Origin of the sequence: Paracoccus methylarcula (genome assembly GCF_003007735.2) — a bacterium.
In the GTDB taxonomy this organism is placed as follows: Bacteria; Pseudomonadota; Alphaproteobacteria; order Rhodobacterales; family Rhodobacteraceae; genus Paracoccus; species Paracoccus methylarcula.
Window position 1 is genome coordinate 21739 of the sequence record NZ_PXNQ02000013.1, and the last position, 16894, is coordinate 38632.

Annotated in this window: 13 protein-coding genes and 2 pseudogenes; 7 read left to right on the forward strand and 8 right to left on the reverse strand. The window is 66.1% G+C overall.

The annotated features are described in order from the left end of the window. The first annotated feature begins 4 nt into the window (after nt 1-4). Nucleotides 5-274: a hypothetical protein gene (locus tag A7A09_RS21705; RefSeq protein ID WP_245999457.1), complete on the forward strand. Its 270-nt coding sequence runs from the start codon at nt 5-7 to the stop codon at nt 272-274. 107 nt (nt 275-381) lie between these two features. Then, nucleotides 382-1202, forward strand: a pseudogene (cysE, locus tag A7A09_RS18210) (serine O-acetyltransferase). Between the two features lie 357 nt (nt 1203-1559). Here the strand turns inward: cysE and A7A09_RS18215 are convergent. Both A7A09_RS18215 and A7A09_RS18220 read right to left on the reverse strand, forming a co-directional pair. Continuing rightward, nucleotides 1560-2617: pseudogene (locus tag A7A09_RS18215) on the reverse strand (quinone-dependent dihydroorotate dehydrogenase). Beyond that, on the reverse strand, nt 2614-2949 hold the full coding sequence (locus tag A7A09_RS18220; protein ID WP_106692720.1) for a DUF952 domain-containing protein: 336 nt from the start codon (nt 2947-2949) through the stop codon (nt 2614-2616). The pseudogene A7A09_RS18215 and the gene A7A09_RS18220 overlap by 4 nt, the downstream one beginning before the upstream one ends. 185 nt (nt 2950-3134) lie before the next feature. On the opposite strand from A7A09_RS18220, the gene A7A09_RS18225 reads away from it, so the two are divergent. Further along, a complete protein-coding gene (locus A7A09_RS18225) occupies nt 3135-4736 on the forward strand; it encodes a bifunctional metallophosphatase/5'-nucleotidase (RefSeq protein ID WP_106692721.1) in 1602 nt (533 codons plus the stop codon). Nucleotides 4737-4986: 250 nt separating this feature from the next. Here A7A09_RS18225 and A7A09_RS18230 read toward each other — a convergent pair whose 3' ends face one another. Beyond that, nucleotides 4987-6183, reverse strand: coding sequence for a Hint domain-containing protein (locus A7A09_RS18230; RefSeq protein WP_245999458.1), 1197 nt, complete (start codon nt 6181-6183; stop codon nt 4987-4989). Between the two features lie 87 nt (nt 6184-6270). Then, nucleotides 6271-7272 carry a GlxA family transcriptional regulator gene (locus A7A09_RS18235; protein ID WP_106692722.1) on the reverse strand — a complete coding sequence of 334 codons (1002 nt, stop codon included), beginning with the start codon at nt 7270-7272 and terminating at the stop codon, nt 6271-6273. Between the two features lie 175 nt (nt 7273-7447). Between A7A09_RS18235 and A7A09_RS18240 the strand changes: the two genes are divergently transcribed. Further along, nucleotides 7448-8860, forward strand: a complete 1413-nt coding sequence (locus A7A09_RS18240; RefSeq protein WP_106692723.1) for a class II 3-deoxy-7-phosphoheptulonate synthase — start codon at nt 7448-7450, stop codon at nt 8858-8860. A 49-nt stretch (nt 8861-8909) separates the two neighbouring features. Here A7A09_RS18240 and A7A09_RS18245 read toward each other — a convergent pair whose 3' ends face one another. The 4 genes from A7A09_RS18245 to A7A09_RS18260 all read right to left on the reverse strand — a co-directional run bounded on the left by A7A09_RS18245 (nt 8910) and on the right by A7A09_RS18260 (nt 13391). Next, a complete protein-coding gene (locus A7A09_RS18245; RefSeq protein WP_106692724.1) occupies nt 8910-9782 on the reverse strand; it encodes a lysophospholipid acyltransferase family protein in 873 nt (290 codons plus the stop codon). Next, nucleotides 9779-10705, reverse strand: coding sequence for a DMT family transporter (locus A7A09_RS18250; protein ID WP_245999460.1), 927 nt, complete (start codon nt 10703-10705; stop codon nt 9779-9781). Before A7A09_RS18250 ends, A7A09_RS18245 begins: the two co-directional genes overlap by 4 nt. An 82-nt stretch (nt 10706-10787) precedes the next feature. Continuing rightward, complete coding sequence (gene tkt, locus A7A09_RS18255; RefSeq protein ID WP_106692725.1) at nt 10788-12815, reverse strand: transketolase; 2028 nt, start codon at nt 12813-12815, stop codon at nt 10788-10790. Nucleotides 12816-12950: 135 nt separating this feature from the next. Beyond that, a complete protein-coding gene (locus A7A09_RS18260) occupies nt 12951-13391 on the reverse strand; it encodes a MarR family winged helix-turn-helix transcriptional regulator (protein ID WP_106692726.1) in 441 nt (146 codons plus the stop codon). A gap of 166 nt (nt 13392-13557) precedes the next feature. On the opposite strand from A7A09_RS18260, the gene hmgA reads away from it, so the two are divergent. The 3 genes from hmgA (at nt 13558) to maiA (ending at nt 16872) form a co-directional block, all read left to right on the forward strand. Continuing rightward, nucleotides 13558-14925 (forward strand): homogentisate 1,2-dioxygenase, encoded by a 1368-nt coding sequence (gene hmgA / locus A7A09_RS18265; RefSeq protein WP_106692782.1) that lies wholly within the window; start codon nt 13558-13560, stop codon nt 14923-14925. Nucleotides 14926-15027: 102 nt separating this feature from the next. Then, on the forward strand, nt 15028-16224 hold the full coding sequence (fahA, locus tag A7A09_RS18270; protein ID WP_106692783.1) for a fumarylacetoacetase: 1197 nt from the start codon (nt 15028-15030) through the stop codon (nt 16222-16224). 3 nt (nt 16225-16227) lie between these two features. Continuing rightward, nucleotides 16228-16872 (forward strand): maleylacetoacetate isomerase, encoded by a 645-nt coding sequence (gene maiA / locus A7A09_RS18275; protein ID WP_106692727.1) that lies wholly within the window; start codon nt 16228-16230, stop codon nt 16870-16872. Nucleotides 16873-16894: the final 22 nt, after the last annotated feature.

The following is a 16894-nucleotide window of genomic DNA, read 5'->3' on the forward strand; positions in this document are numbered from 1 at the left end:
GGTGATGGTGGTGGGCGCGGTGGCGCGGGTGACCGAGACGCTACGCGGGAGCCTGGGCAAATGGAGACTGGGAACAGCGGGTGCCGAGGACCGTTTCGGCAGTGGGCTGGGCATCCAGAAAGGGTCCTGGGCGCGCGGGCTGTTGGGAAGTCCGGTCAGTTATTACGCGCCCGCGCCGCTGGTCATGACCGCCGAAGGGGGCGCATTCGCAGGAGGGCGGGTGCGGCTGGCGGTGCATTGGTGGGAGTTGCGGCTGCCCGCGCAGGGCGGTTGATCCGGGCTTTCCGTTCGGGAAAGCGCGACGGCTCGCGCTTTTCCCGGCGGCCGAATTGGTCTAAGACTGGGGTTCACGCAATTGGCGAGCGAGTCCTTTCGATGAATATGCAACATGGCAGCAAGGCGCCTCTGGATCTGGACCGTGACGCGGTCTGGGCGCAGATTCGCGATGAAGCTTCCCGGGCGATTCAGGATGAGCCGCTTCTGGGATCGGTGATTCATTCCGGGCTGCTGCATCACCGCAGCCTTGAGGCCGCGCTGGCCTATCGCTTTTCGCAGAAGCTGGCCTCGGGCGAGATGAGCGAGCAGATCCTGCGCGAGATCGCGGATGAGGCGCATCGGGTCTCGCCCGAGCTGGGCGATGCGGCGCGGGCCGATCTGCTGGCGGTCTATGACCGCGATCCGGCGACGCATCGGCTGATCCAGCCGATCCTGTTCTTCAAGGGATACCAGGCATTGCAGGCCTATCGCATGGCGCATTGGCTATGGGTCCAGGAGCGGCGTGACCTGGCCTATTTCGTGCAGATGCGCTGCTCGGAATGCTTCGGGGTCGATATTCACCCGGCCGCGCGGATCGGCACCGGGGTGATGATCGACCACGCCCATTCCATCGTCATCGGCGAAACCGCGACGGTCGGCAATGACGTGTCGATGCTGCATTCGGTGACCCTTGGCGGAACCGGCAAGGAGGATGGCGACCGCCATCCCAAGGTCGGCGACGGGGTGATGATCGGCGCGGGCGCAAGGTGCTGGGCAATATCCATATCGGTCACCATTCGCGGATCGCGGCGGGCTCGGTGGTGCTGCACGAGGTTCCCGCCTGCAAGACCGTGGCCGGGGTGCCGGCGCGGGTGATCGGGGATGCGGGCTGTTCGGAGCCCTCGCAATCGATGAACCAGTTGCTGGGGATCGAGGATTATCTCTAGCACCGCGATCCGGTGACCGGGTTTGCTGGCGGTCGGGCGGAACCTGCCCGGCGGCGCGGTATTGCGGGGCTCTGCCCCGTCGCGCGTGCCGCGCGACTCCCCGGGATATTTGCATGAAGAAGATATGGCCGATTCCGGGGGCGGGCTCGATGCGCGGCGTTAAGGTTAATGTCTGGAGGCGGGGCGTGGGGAGATGGGCCGCCGAGGGTGCGCTGTTGCGTGGAAGGCGGGATTGTTGCCGGTCTGTGGCCCGGTTGGTTATCGGGACGTGCTGAAGACTATTGGAATATCGCCGGGCGCGCGCCCCGGCTAGCCGGGGGCTGGCACGATGGGGTGGCGCGGCCTCCTGCCTGGGCTTTACAGCCAGTCGCCCGCGCCGCTGCCGGTCAGTTCCGGCAGGCTGATCCGGTCGCGGGCGAGCCGCGTGTCGAGTTCCTCGGCGATCCGGGGGGCGAGCGAGAAGCCCTGGTAGATCAGCGCGGAATAGAGCTGGATCGCCGAGGCTCCGGCGCGCAGCTTGTCCCATGCCTGTTGCGCCGAGCCGATGCCGCCGGTGCCGACCAGGGGGATCTCGCCGCCGGTTTCGCGGTAGAGGCGGGCGAGGATGGCGGTCGAGCGCTGGAACAGGGGGGCGCCGGAGAGGCCGCCGGTTTCGGACCTGTGCGGATCGGTCAGCCCGTCGCGCGCGAGCGTGGTATTGGTGGCGATGATCGCGTCGATGCGGGCATTGCGGGCGACCGCGGCGATGTCGGACAGCGCGGCATCGTCGAGATCGGGGGCGATCTTGATGAAGACGGGCACGCGCCGGGGCAGGGCATCGCGGGCAGTCATCACGCCGTCGAGCAGCGCGGCCAGCGCCTCTGCGCCCTGCAGGTCGCGCAGCTTCTCGGTATTGGGAGAGGAGACGTTGACGGTCAGGAAATCGGCGGAGCCGCCTGCGACACGGGTGACCTCGGCGAAATCGGCGGCCCGGTCGGCGCTGTCCTTGTTGGCACCGATATTGAGGCCGACCGGGATTCCCGGTGGGCGTGCCGCGAGGCGGGCGGCGATGGCATCCGCGCCGTCATTGTTGAAGCCGAAGCGGTTGATGATCGCGCGGTCGGGTGTCAGCCGGAACAGGCGCGGTTTCGGGTTGCCCGGCTGCGGGCGGGGCGTGGCGGCGCCAAGCTCGACAAAGCCGAAGCCCGCGCGCATCAGCGGGGCGGTGGCGCGGGCGTCTTGTCATAGCCCGCCGCCAGCCCGACCGGGTTGGGCAGGCTCAGCCCGGCCAGTTCTCTGCGCAGCCTGTCCGAGGTGACGGGCGCGCCGGGAAGGGGGACGAGGCCCATGGCGAGCGCCCGGATCGACAGGTCATGCGCCTGCTCGGGGTCGAGGCAATGCAGGGCGCGGAGGCCGAGTTTCTCGATCAGGCTCATTCCAGCGGTCCCGTGTCGTGGCCATCTGCGCCGCGCGTGATCTCGCGGGTCCAGCGGATGTCGGTCATATCGAGCGGCCGGTAGAGATGCGGGAAGAGATCGCCGCCGCGCGAGGGTTCCCACCGCAGGTCATTGCCGAGGGTTTGCGCATCGCAGGCCAGCAGGGTGAGGCCGTCCTCATCCGCGAAATGCCTGGCCAGCGTTCCGGGAAGCTGGGCGGCGGTCGAGAAATGCACGAAACCATCGGCGATATCGACCGGGGCGCCGGCTGTGCGGCCTTGGGACCGCAGCGCGGCCCATTCGGCGGGGCGGAGGATTTTATAGATCAGCATGGGGGCATTTGCCGCGCGCGGGGGGGCGGGGTCAAGATGCCGGGCGCGATGGCGGGGCAATTATCCCAAGCGGTTTGTCGTATCCCTGTTACGACCGGAGGCTAGCCCGCATTCTGGGTTTGACCGCCTGTCGGGCTTGGGTCAATCTGGCCGAGGGTTATCAACAGGGTAGAAGGGAAACTGGGATGAGTGTTCGCGTTCTGACGGCGGCTTCGGTCTTGGCGTTGTTTGCCGGGGCGGCGCAGGCCGAGACGGTGCTGCATATCCTGCACACCAATGATCTGCACAGCCGGATCGAGCCGATCAACAAATATGACAGCACCTGCGATGCCGAGACCCGCGAGGCCGGGGAATGCTTTGGCGGCGTGGCGCGGGTGGCCACCAAGGTCAGGGAGCTGCGCGACCAGATCACTGCCGAGGGCGGCAATGTGCTGGTCCTGGATGCGGGGGACCAGTACCAGGGCTCGCTCTTCTACACGACCTACAAGGGCAAGGACGTGGCCGAGTTCATGACCGGGATCGGCTATGACGCGATGGCGCTTGGCAACCATGAATTCGATGACGGCCCGGAGGGGGCGGTGGTGCTGGCCGACGGGGTCGAGTTCCCGGTGATCTCGGGCAACCTGGACCTGTCGCAGTCCAATATCCTCAAGGAGAAGATCGGCGACACGCTGACGCTTGAGGTCGGCGGCGAGAAGATCGGGATCGTCTCGGCCCTGGCCATGGACACGCCCGAGACCTCTTCTCCCGGTCCGAATGTCATCTTCATGGACGATGTGGAAAGCCTGAAGGGCGATGTGCAGGAACTGACCGAGGCGGGGGTGAACAAGATCATCGCGCTGACCCATGTCGGCTATCATCGCGATCTGGAATATGCCGCCGAGGTGGCGGGGATCGACGCGATCATCGGCGGGCATTCGCATACGCTGCTGGGCGATATGGAGGGGGCCGAGGGGCCTTATCCGACCATGGTCGAGGGGCCGGAGGGCGCGGAGGTTCCGGTCGCGACCGCCTATGCCTATTCGAAATACCTGGGGCATCTGATCCTGACCTTCGATGACGAGGGCAACCTGACCAAGGCCGAGGGCGAGCCGGTCCTGCTGGACAACTCGGTGCCCGAGGACGAGGCGATTGCCGCCCGCGTCGAGGAGATGGCCGCCCCGATCGAGGAGTTGCGGCAGAAGGTGGTGGCCGAGACATCAGCCCCGATTGGCGGGGACCGGCTGGATTGCCGCGCGAAGGAATGCGAGATGGGCACGCTGGTCGCCGACGCCATGCTGGACCGGGTCAAGGATCAGGGCGTGACCATCGCGATTGCCAATGGCGGCGGGCTGCGTGCCTCTATCGACGCGGGGCCGATCACCATGGGCGAGGTCTATACCGTGCTGCCGTTCCAGAACACGCTGGCGACCTTTGAGTTGAAGGGCGCGGATGTGGTGGCCGCGCTGGAGAACGGCGCCAGCCAGTATGAGGAGGGCGCGGGCCGCTTCGCGCAGGTGGCCGGGCTGACCTATACGGTTGATCCTGCCGCCGAGGCCGGGAGCAGGATCAGCGAGGTGATGGTCGCGCAGGATGGCGATTGGGCGCCGATCGATCCCGAGGCGGTCTATGGCGTGGTGTCCAACAACTACATGCGGGCGGGCGGGGACGGTTATGACGTCTTCGCAAACAACGCGCAGAACGCCTATGATTTCGGACCCGACCTGGCCGAGGTGCTGGCCGATTACCTGGCCGCGCAGGGGGCGGATTACGCGCCCATGCTGGACGGGCGGATCACGGTGAAATAGGGGCTCTGCCCCGCCGCCGTTCCGGCGGCTCCCCGGGATATTTCAGTGAAGAAGAGGGGCTGTCCGGCGGGGCGGCCCCTTGCCTTTTCACGGGGGCGGGGCGGTTTTTTCGACCCCGGGTCGGGTGCGTCGGGGCGCAGACGGAGGCGCATATTCGCCGAAGGGTTGCCGCAATATCGCACCGGTCCTGGGGAGGGGGCGTGTGGGTGTCGATCTGGCCCGTGCCGGTAGAGATCGGCTGCGGCGGGGCTCAGGCCCCGACGCGGTGATCGGCGGAGACGAGCGGTTTTCCGTTCCTGGCATGCCGCCTGGCGAGATTGCGCCCCTCGCGCCCGGTCAGCAGGCGGCGGGCGGATGGCGGGCGGTGGTCCGGTTGCGCGAGTTCGGGAAAGAGCGAGAGGATCTCGCGCCGGGCGGCGGGGCCGAGCGCCTGCAGCGCCTGCGGGCCGGTAAAGAGGCTTTCGGTCCAGGTGCCGTTCGAGAGCACCAGTTCATGGCGGTCGAACAGCATGTGCCGATAGGTGAGGCCGTCTTCGGGTTGCAGGATCTCGATCCCCGCAAGCCCGGCCAGGTGCTTGGCGGCGACGAGGATCTCGTCGTGATCGAACATGCGCCGGGCGATCCTGGACCGGACCAGCACCCGGTGCTGGGGCGAGACCGTCAGGTCCCGCTCGGGCAGGCCGGGGCCGAGCGCGCCCGCCCGGATCAGGATCGGGCGCAGGTTGGGGCAAAGATCGAGCAGGTGGCGGTCCAGATGCCGGTGGCCGATCCAGGCGATGCGGCGCGGACCATGATCGCGCGTCAGGACCAGGTCGCCGGGCCGGAGCGTTTCGATGGCGCGGGGACCGGAGGCGGTTTCGACAAGGGTGCCGTCGGTGAAACATGGCACCGAGGGCGAATAGTGCGGGGCGCCCTCGTCAGGTTCATTGATGCTGCTCACCGAGACGGTGTCCACGAATGTGAAGCTTCCGGTCCTGTCGAAGACCGGGTAGGTGAGGGTCCCGTCCTCTTGTTCCCGGGCTTCGGGGAAAACCAGCACCGCTTGTCTGCCGCCGAATTCGTCACCGATTCGCTGCGCGATGAAGCGGCGGGGAAACATCACCCGGAAATGATTGCCGCCGCTATCCTGGAGACGCGAACCGATAAAGCCGGAAAGCCGGGTCCCCGCAGGTATCGGCCCGGGATCATTGCCGAAGACCGTGTCCTCGACCAGGATCTGCCCGGTCTTGTCCACATTCGCATATCCACTGTGAAACCTGTCGTCATCGTCTTCCAGCAGGATGGAGCTTTGCCGCGCCCCGCTGAACTCGATGGGATCGGTTGTGCGGTGGTTCGACCAGGGGGCATGTTGCCCGACCGAGCTGGTTCCCGTCGGAATCGGCTTGTCGAAAGTCAGCACGGTGATTTCGTATTCCATCGTCTCTTCGCCCGTATGCTGTGCGGTCATCGCGGCCGGATCCGCGGCGATCCGCCGGTGACAGGCTGTAACGGGAAGAGATTGTGGAAGGATTAACGCCGGTCGGGCAGGCCGGATCTATATCTCGACGGGCGGCGCCTGGCGCAGATGGGCAGACATGCCGGTTCCGCGCTCGCGATAGGGGGTGCTGCCATATTGGGCGCGGTAGCATTTCGAGAAATGCGACGGGCTGGAGAAGCCCGAGGCCAGCGCGATCTCGATGATCGACATCTCGGTCTGCATCAGCAGGTTGCGCGCCCGGGCGAGGCGGGTTTCCATGTAATAGCGTTTCGGGCTGCGGTTGAGATAGCGGCGGAACAGCCGTTCGAGCTGGCGCGTGGACATGCCGGCGTCAGTTGCCAGCCGGGCCGGGCTGATCGGGTCTTCGACATTGGCCTCCATCCGGGCGATGACGGTGGCCAGCCTCGGGTGGCGCACGCCGATCCGCGTCGGGATGGACAGGCGCTGCCGGTCCTGGTCGGTGCGGATGCCGGTATGCAGCATCTGGTCGGCCAGTTCGGCGGCCAGTTCGTCGCCATGGGACTGGGCGATCAGGTGCAGCATCAGGTCGATCGAGGAGGTGCCGCCCGCCGCCGTCAGGCGGTTGCCGTCATGGACGAAGACCGAGCGGAACAGCGTCACATCGGGGAAGGCCTCGGCGAAGCCGTCGTGATTTTCCCAGTGGATCGTGGCCTTGCGGCCATCGAGCAGCCCGGCCACCGCCAGGACCCAGGCACCGGTGCAGACCGCGCAGACCGATGCGCCACCCCGTGCCTTGCGGCGCAGCCAGTTCAGCACCGGCCTGGTCGCCTCTCTCGCCACCTCGGTGCCGCCGCAGACGATCACCACCTCGTCGCGATCGGTCGGGGTATCCTGCTCCAGCCCTTCGTCCAGCGCGACGCGGGTGCCGTTCGAACAGGTCGCGAAATCGCCCTTCGGACCGACCAGCCGCCATTGATAGAGCTCCTTGCCCGAGGCGCGATTGGCCAGCCGCAGCGGCTCGATCGCCGCCGCGAATGGCAACATCGTGAAACGGTCAAGAAGCAGGAAGGTGAAACGGCGCGGTCGGTTGGATTGCATGGAGCTGTCTCGGCGCAAATGTTGCGGCCACCTCACAACAGGGAATTAGGACTTGCGCAAGATCCTAAATCACCCATCCAACTTTAGTCGCATCATTTTTGCGAGACAATGCGCTCTTTCCCTGAGGGTGCGAAGCGATTATATCGGCCCGGCAATCTTTCAAGGAGCATGTGCCATGACGCAGGAGAATCGCAAACCCGCCGCCGCCCGGAACTGGGACAAGGCCGGCTGGCGCGCCTATCCGCGCGTGCAGATGCCGGATTATACCGATGCCGCCTCGCTGGCGGCGGCCGAGGAGCAGCTTCGCCGCTACCCGCCGCTGGTTTTCGCGGGCGAGGCGATGCGCCTGCGCGCCCAGCTTGCCGAAGTGTCGGAAGGCCGCGCCTTCCTGCTGCAGGGCGGCGATTGCGCGGAAAGTTTCGCCGAGTTCAGTGCCGACAATATCCGCGACACCTTCAAGGTGATCCTGCAGATGGCCGTGGTGCTGACCTGGGGCGCGCAGCTTCCGGTGGTCAAGGTCGGGCGCATGGCGGGCCAGTTCGCCAAGCCCCGCAGCGCCCCGACCGAAGTGGTCGATGGTGTCGAGCTGCCCAGCTATCGCGGCGATATCGTCAACGGGTTCGATTTCACATCCGAGGCGCGGCTGCCCGATCCGAACCGGATGCTGGCGGCCTATACGCAGGCGGCCTCGTCGCTGAACCTGCTCAGGGCCTATTCGACCGGCGGCTATGCCGACATGCACCTGGTGCAGAACTGGATCGCCGATTTCGTCGGCGGGCCGGAGGCTGCGAAATATCGTGACATCGCCGACCGCATCCGCGACGCGATGGCCTTCATGCAGGCGGCGGGTGTGAATTCGGACACCGCGCATCAGCTGAGCAAGGTGGATTTCTACACCAGCCACGAGGCGCTTCTGCTGGAATACGAAGAGGCGCTGGCGCGTCTTGATGCGACGACCGGGGTGACGGTCGCGGGATCGGGCCACATGATCTGGATCGGTGACCGCACCCGGCAGCCCGATGGCGCGCATGTGGAATTCTGCCGTGGCGTGCATAACCCGATCGGTTTGAAATGCGGCCCGACCACCACGGCCGAGGATCTCAAGCTGCTTCTCGCCCGGCTGAACCCCGATAACGAGGCGGGGCGGCTGACGCTGATTACCCGCTTCGGTGCGGGCAAGGTCGGCGATCACCTGCCGCAATTGATCAAGGTGGTGCAGGAAGAGGGGGCGAAGGTCGTCTGGCATTGTGATCCGATGCATGGCAACACGATCAAGTCGGCCTCGGGCTACAAGACCCGGCCCTTCGATTCGGTGCTGCGCGAGGTGCGGGAGTTCTTCGCGATCCACGGCGCCGAGGGCACCATCCCCGGCGGCGTGCATTTCGAGATGACCGGCCGTGACGTGACCGAATGCACCGGCGGCGTGCGGGCGGTGACGGACGAGGACCTGTCCGACCGCTATCACACCGCCTGCGACCCGCGCCTGAATGCCAGCCAGTCGCTGGAACTGGCCTTCCTCGTGGCCGAGGAGCTGCGTGCGCGCCGCGAGGCGGCAGTGGCTCCGTCGAACGGGGTCAAGGCTGGCTGAGCGGATCGTTTCGCGAACGGAAAAAGGCGGTCCCCCGGGGCCGCCTTTTTCATTTCCAGCGGCGATGGACCCAGAACCATTGCTCCATATGGCGTCGCACCAGCGCCTCGAGATCGTCGTTCAGCGCCTGCATCATGGCGGCGGGCTCGCCATGTTCGACCGGCTCGCCGACATGGACGCGAAAGGACAGCCCGTCGGGCTGGCGGATGCCATGCACCGGCAGGATCAGCGCGTCATAGCGGATCGCCAGTTCGGCCGGGGTCAGCACGGTTCTGCTGGGCAGGTCGAAGAATTGCAGCTCGGGCGCGTGCCGGTCGTGCTGGTCGAAACCGAGCGCCAGCCAGCCGCCCCCTTTCAGGAAGCGCAGCATCGCCGCCAGCCCGGCCCGCCCGCGCGGAAAGAGCGGCTCGGCAATGGCGGTGATCGCCGGGATGTAGTGGCGGTTGAAGGCCTCGTTGTTCATCGGCCGATACAGCGCCCCGACCGGCCAGCCGCGACCGGCCAGCGCCGTGCGCATGGCGTCGTAATTGCCGAAATGGGCGCAGGCGATGATGACCGGGCGTCCTGCCTCGAAAGCGGCTTCCAGGGCGGGCAGGCCGGGGCCGTCCAGCGGATCGGCCTCGCGGATGCGGCGGGTGAATTCCTCGCCCGAATAGATCTCGGCCACCGAGCGGCCGGCATTGGCCGGAACCGCGCGCACCAGCGCCTCGACCTCGTCACGGGGCAGGTCGGGCCGCGCCAATGCAAGGTTGTCGCGAATCCGGCGCCGCCAGCCCGCGATGGGGGCCAGCAGATGCGCAAACAGCCAGCCCATCGCCGGGATGCGCCGCTCATATGGCAGCAGCCGGGCCAGCCCCATGACCGCCAGGAAGGCGGCATTCGCGAGCCGGTCGCTCAGCGGTAATCTGTCATTTTCGCTCATTGATCCTTCCGCGCCGCGCGGGTCTCGCGCGACCAGACATAGAGGCCCGCGCCCACGATAATGGCCGCGCCGAGGATGGTCCAGCGGTCCGGGAACTGGCCGAAGAACAGCAGCCCCCACAGTCCGGCCCAGATCAGCCCGGTATAGCCGAAGGGAGCCAGCACCCCGGCCTCGGCGCTGGAAAAGGCGCGCACGAGAAGCCATTGGCTGAGCGTGCCGAAACCAGCCAGCAGCAGGAATACCCAGAAATGCGCGGGATCGATCGGCTGCCAGATGAATGGCACGATCACAGAGGTCGCCACGGTGCCGAACACCGCCGACCACATGACCGAGGTCTCGACCGAGTCGCTGCGCACCATCCGGGTCAGCAGGGCGCCCGCGGCAAAGGTGAATGCCCCGGCCATCGGCAGGAGCGCGGCGGGCTGGAACACGCCCAGCCCCGGACGGATGATGATCAGCGCGCCGATCACCGCCGCCGCGATCCCGGCCACCCGCCGCGGCCCGATCCTTTCACCCAGGAACAGCGCCGCCCCCAGGGTGATCAGCACCGGGTTCATGTCCATGATCGCGGTCGCCTCGGCCAGCCCGATGAATTGCAGCGCGGTAAAGAACAGCCCGACCGAGGCCAGTTGCATCAGCGCCCGCCCGGCCTGCAATCCCGGTTGCCGGCTGCGCAGCAGGCTGAACATGCGGGCGCGGAAGATGACGGCGAAGATCAGGATATTGCCAAGGAAGCGCGCCCAGACCACCTGCGCCGGATGATAATGCTGGGTCAGGAATTTCGCGGTGGCGTCCATCAGGGTGAACCCGATGATCGCCGCCAGCAGCAGGGCGATCCCCGCTGCATTCCCACCCATCGGCGGATGGCGCAGCCCGTCCCGCTCGCGCCCCATCAGCGCAAAGGCCCGCGCCAGAACCTGCATCAGACAAGCATCGAAACAGCCGGACAGATGCCCGGCTGCTTCTTCTTCATGGAAATATCCCCGCCGGAGGCAGGAATTCCTGTCACAACAGCGCCTTTGCGCGCTCGGTCACCGCCTCGGCGGTGATGCCGAACTCGCGGTAGAGCGCCGGGGCAGGGGCCGAGGCGCCGAAGCCCTCCATGCCGATGAAGGCGGATTTCTCCTCGCGCCCGCGCTCGCCCAGCAGCAGCCAGTCCCAGGGCTGGCGGATGGCGGCCTCGATGGCGATGCGGACGGTGCCGCCCGGCAGGACCTCTTCGCGATAGGCCGGGGATTGGGCGCGGAACAGCTCCATCGAGGGGACCGAGACGACGCGGGTCGGGGTGCCCTCGGATTCCAGCGTCTCGCGGGCGGCGACTGCGATCTCGACTTCCGAGCCGGTGGCCATCAGCACCACGGCGGGCTTGCCGCCCGAGGCCTCGCGCAGCACATAGGCGCCTTTCAGCGACAGGTTCTCGTCCTGGTGGTTGGTCCGCAGAGTCGGCAGGTTCTGCCGCGACAGCGCCATGACCGAGGGTGCGGTATCGTGCGACAGGGCGATTTCCCAGGCTTCCGCCGTCTCGACCTGGTCGCAGGGGCGCAGCATCAGCATGTTGGGCGTGGCGCGGCAGATGGCCAGATGCTCGACCGGCTGGTGAGTGGGGCCGTCCTCGCCCAGGCCGATGCTGTCATGGGTCATGACATAGGTGACCGGCAGGCCCATCAGAGCCGAGAGCCGCATCGCGCCGCGCGCGTAATCGGTGAAGGTCAGGAAGGTGCCGCCATAGGGGCGGAAACCGCCATGCAGCCAGATGCCGTTCATCGCGGCGGCCATGCCATGTTCGCGGATGCCGTAATGGATATAGCGGCCAAGCCGGTTTCCGGCGTTGAAAATGCCCATCCCGGGCGTCAGCGTGTTGTTCGAGCCGGTCAGGTCCGCCGAGCCGCCGAAATTCTCGGGCATCACCGGGTTCAGCGCCGCCAGCACGTTCTCGCTGGCCTTGCGGGTGGCGAGCTTGGGCTGTTCCTCGGAGGTTTTCTGCTTCATCTCGCGGATGGTCTGGGCGAGCTGCGGGTTGACCTCGTTGCCGATGCGGCGGGCGAAATCGTCGCGGGGGTTCGAGCTGAGCGCATCGACGCGGGTCTGCCATTCCTTGCGCGTCGCAGCGCCCCGCGCGCCGATCTCGTGCCAGCTTGCGGCGATATCTTCGGGGATTTCGAAGGCGGTTGCATTGTCCCAGCCATAGGCCTTGCGGGCCGCCGCGATTTCTTCGGCGCCAAGCGGCGAGCCATGGGCCTTGGCGCTGTCGGCCTTGGTCGGGGCGCCGAAGCCGATGATCGTCTTGCACGAGACCAGGACCGGGCGGCCGTCATCCTTGGCGGCTTCGGTCAGGGCGCGGTCGATATCGGCGGCGTCATGGCCGTCGCATTCCAGCACTCGCCAGCCCGAGGCCGCGAAGCGTGCCATCTGGTCGGTCCGGTCGGACAGGCTGACGCGGCCATCGATGGTGATGTCGTTATTGTCCCACAGCACGATCAGCCGGCCCAGTTGCTGGTTGCCGGCCAGGCCCACGGCTTCCTGGCTGATGCCTTCCATCAGGCAGCCGTCGCCGGCGATGACCCATGTCCGGTGATCGCAGAGCTCGGAGCCGAATTCGGCGCGCATCGCCTCTTCGGCCATGGCCATGCCGACGGCGGTCGAGATCCCTTGTCCGAGCGGGCCGGTCGTCGTCTCGATCCCCTCGGCATGCCCGTATTCCGGGTGGCCCGCGGTGATCGAACCCAGTTGCCGGAAATGCTTGATCTGCTCGATCGTCATTTGCTGGTAGCCGCTCAGGTGCAGCAGCGAGTAGAGCAGCATCGAGCCATGCCCCGCCGACAGCACGAAGCGGTCGCGGTCGAACCAATGCGGTGCCGAGGCGTCGAATTTCAGGTGCTTGCGGAACAGCACCGTGGCCACGTCCGCCATGCCCATGGGCATGCCGGGATGGCCGGATTTCGCGGCCTCGACCGCGTCCATCGCCAGCACGCGGATGGCGCTGGCAAGTTTCCAGTGATCGGGGTCGGCTTTGCGGCGGGCATCGAGATCCATGGTGGTCCTTCGGGTCTGGGTCGCTTTCTTGCTTGGTAGGGTTAACACGGGCCGGTTGCAAGTCGGCCGTGGCCTGCACAGGCGCGAATATGGCGCTCTGGCGCAGCCGGACCGGGCAGGAGAACCTCCCGTGGATCAGGGCTGCCCCCCGGATGCGCTCCGGGCGATGAGCCGGTCGAGCCCCGCCTCGAAACCCGCGGCGTCCTTGCCCAGCTCGGCCCGGATCTCGGCCTGGAAGGCATCGGCGATCCGGCCAAGACGCTGCATCAGCCTGCGCCCCTCGGTGGTCAGTTCCAGCGAGATCAGGCGGCGGTCGCCCTTGTGGGCGGATTTGCGCAGCAGCCCGGCGCCTTCCAGCCGCGAAGCCGCCCGGCTGACGATGGATTTGTCCAGGTTGACCCGCTTGTGGATGTCGCGCACGCTGACCGCGCCCTCGTTGGCGAGATGCGCCATCACCCGCCATTCCGGGATCGAGAGCCCCGATTCGTCCTGGTGCAGCGCCGCGAAACGGCGGCTGATCAGGGTCGCCGCGATATTCAGGCGATAGGGCAGGAACTCGTCCAGATTGAAGGTCATCGGGCTCTCCTTTGCGGCAGATCAACAAAAAAACGTTGCAGGAGCAACAAGAAACTCGGCGGACAGATCCGGATCGGGCAGGGATGCACCCTTCGCTTGACATCATTGCACCTGCAACGATATGTTCGTTGCAGATGCAATGATCACCTGCCACGGAGGATGGAAGATGGCGACGCATGAGCTTGCCGAGGGCATGACCCGCGCGGCGGCGGTCACCGGAACGCATCACGGCTATATGCCGGGCTTCGGCAATGATTTCGAAACCGAGGCGCTGGAAGGCGCGCTGCCGCAGGGGCAGAACTCGCCCCAGAAATGCGCATACGGGCTTTATGCCGAGCAGCTTTCCGGCACCGCCTTTACCGCGCCGCGCGGCCAGAACGAGCGGACATGGTGCTATCGCATCCGCCCATCGGTGCGTCATACCGGCGAATTCCGCGCAATCGATGTGCCTTACTGGAAGACCGCGCCGCATGTCCTGCCTGCCGTCACCAGCCTTGGGCAATATCGGTGGGATCCGGTGCCGATGCCTGCCGAGGACGCGGACCTGACATGGATCACCGGGATGCGGAGCATGACCACGGCGGGGGATGTGAATATCCAGGTCGGCATGGCCAGCCATATCTACCTCGTCACCCGTTCGATGCAGGACGAGTATTTCTATTCCGCCGACAGCGAGTTGCTGATCGTCCCGCAAGAGGGGCGGCTGCGTTTCTGCACCGAGCTGGGCGTGATCGAGCTGGAGCCGAAGGAGATCGCCATCATTCCGCGCGGGCTGGTTTATCGGGTCGAGGTGCTGGAGGGGCCGTGCCGCGGTTTCGTCTGCGAGAATTACGGGCAGAAATTCGATCTGCCGCATCGTGGCCCGATCGGGGCGAACTGCCTTGCCAATCCGCGCGATTTCAAATGCCCGGTGGCGGCATTCGAGGATCGCGAGGCCGAGTCCCGCGTGGTCATCAAATGGTGCGGCCAGTTCCACGAGACGATCATCGATCACAGCCCGCTGGACGTGGTCGCGTGGCACGGGAATTATTGCCCGTATAAATATGATCTTCGGACATATTCTCCGGTCGGGGCAATCCTGTTCGATCATCCGGACCCGTCGATCTTCACGGTGCTGACCGCGCCTTCCGGGCAAGAAGGGACCGCGAATATCGATTTCGTGCTGTTCCGCGAGCGTTGGATGGTGGCCGAGCATTCCTTCCGCCCGCCATGGTATCACAAGAACATCATGTCCGAGCTGATGGGCAATATCTATGGTATCTACGACGCCAAGCCGCAGGGTTTCGCGCCGGGGGGGATGAGCCTGCATAACTGCATGCTGCCCCATGGCCCCGACCGCGATGCTTTCGAGGGTGCGTCGAATGCCGAGCTGAAGCCCGAGAAACTGGACCAGACCATGTCCTTCATGTTCGAGACGCGCTTTCCGCAGCATCTGACCGAGTTCGCCGCGAAAGAGGCGCCGATGCAGAAGGAATATATCGAGGTCTGGAACCAGCTTGAGAAGAAATTCGACGGTAAGCCGGGGGTGAAATGAGGAAGCCGGGGGCTTCGCGCCCCGTCGCCGGCTGGTTCTCGAACCAGTGGCGCACCAGCGGCGCACCCGCGGGATATTTGCATGAAGAAGAAGGGGAGCGGAATGCGATCTTGGCTGGCGAGTGCCAATGAGGAAGGGTGCGATTTTCCCATTCAGAACCTGCCTTACGGGGTGTTCTCCACCGGAGACGGGGTGCCGCGTTGCGGGGTGGCGATCGGGGACCGGATCGTCGATCTGGCCGTTTGCGAGGCGCGCGGGCTGATCAATGCGGAAGGGGCCTTCGGCTTGCCGCAACTGAACGGGTTCATCGCGCAGGGGCGGGCGAAATGGGATGAAATTCGCGCCCGGCTGACGGAATTGCTGGCCGAGGGCGGGGACGAGTCCCTGCCGCTGGTGGCGATGGCGGAGGCGCGGCTGCATCTGCCGATCCGGGTGAGCGAGTTCACCGATTTCTATGCCTCGAAGAACCATGCCTTCAATGTCGGGGTGCTGTTTCGCGGACCGGAAAACGCGTTGCCCGCGCAATGGACGCATATGCCGATCGGCTATAACGGGCGGGCCTCTTCCGTGGTGGTGTCGGGCACGCCGATCCGCCGCCCGATGGGGCAGCTCAAGGCAGAGGAGGGGCCGGTCTGGTCGCCCTGCCGCCGCCTGGACCTGGAACTGGAGCTGGGGGCCATCGTCGGTGGTGACAGCGAACTGGGCGAGCGGGTCAGCGTGGCCGAGGCCGAGCGGATGATCTTTGGCTATGTGCTGCTGAACGACTGGTCGGCGCGGGATGTGCAGGCATGGGAATACCAGCCGCTCGGGCCGTTCCAGGCCAAGGCGCTTGGCACCACGATCAGTCCCTGGATCGTGACGCAGGCCGCGCTGGAGCCGTTCCGCTGCGAAGGGGCCGAGCGGGTGAACCCGCTCTTGCCCTATTTGCAGGAAGATCAGCCGGGGTTCTATGACCTGACGGTGGGCTGGAGCCTGAACGGCCAGAGAATGGCGCAGACCAATTACAATGTCATGTATTATTCCAGCGCCCAGCAATTGGCGCATCACACGAGCTCTGGCTGTCCGATGCGGGTGGGCGATCTGCTGGGGTCGGGGACGATCTCGGGGCCGGAGCGGGATCAGACCGGGGCGCTGCTGGAAATGACCGGGGGTGGCAAGACCCCGGTGACGGTCAATGGCGAAGAGCGACGCTTCCTTGAGGATGGCGACGAGGTCGGGCTGTTCGCCCATGCCGAGGGGCAGGGATACCGGATCGGTTTCGGCCCCTGCACCGGGCGGATCCTGCCGGCGAAGGAGTAGGTCATGGGACGTGATCGGGTCGTGCTGCATGATTACTGGCGTTCCTCGGCCTCTTACCGGGTGCGGATCGGTTTGGGGCTGAAGGGGATCGCGCATCAGCGGGTTTCGGTCGATCTGCTCAAGGGCGCGCATCGCGAGGAAGCGCATCGCAGGATCAACCCGCAAGCCCTTGTGCCGGTTCTGGAAATCGACGGGCTGGTGCTGACGCAATCGCTGGCGATCCTGGAATATCTGGACCAGACCCGGCCCGAGCCGCCGCTTTTGCCCGGGGATGCAGCGGAACGTGCCCATATGCGGGCCATCGCGCTGGCGATCGCCTGCGAGATACACCCGGTCTCGAACAGTTCCGTCCTGAAGCGGATCGAGGACCTGGCCGGGGCCGAGGCGCGCGCCGAATGGAACCGCGACAATATCCGCCGGGGGCTGGTCGCGGTCGAGGCGATGCTGGATCATCCGGGCTGGAGCGGGCGTTTCTGTCATGGCGACCGGCCGGGGCTGGCCGATTGCGCGCTGATCCCGCAGCTTTACAACGCGGCCCGGTGGGGCGTTGGTTTTGACGATCTGCCGCGTATCATGGCGGTGCAGGGCCATTGTTCGGATCTGCCTGCCTTTGTCGCGGCGCATCCGGATCATGTCGCCCCGTCGTGAAGGCGGGGAGTATTCAGGGAGG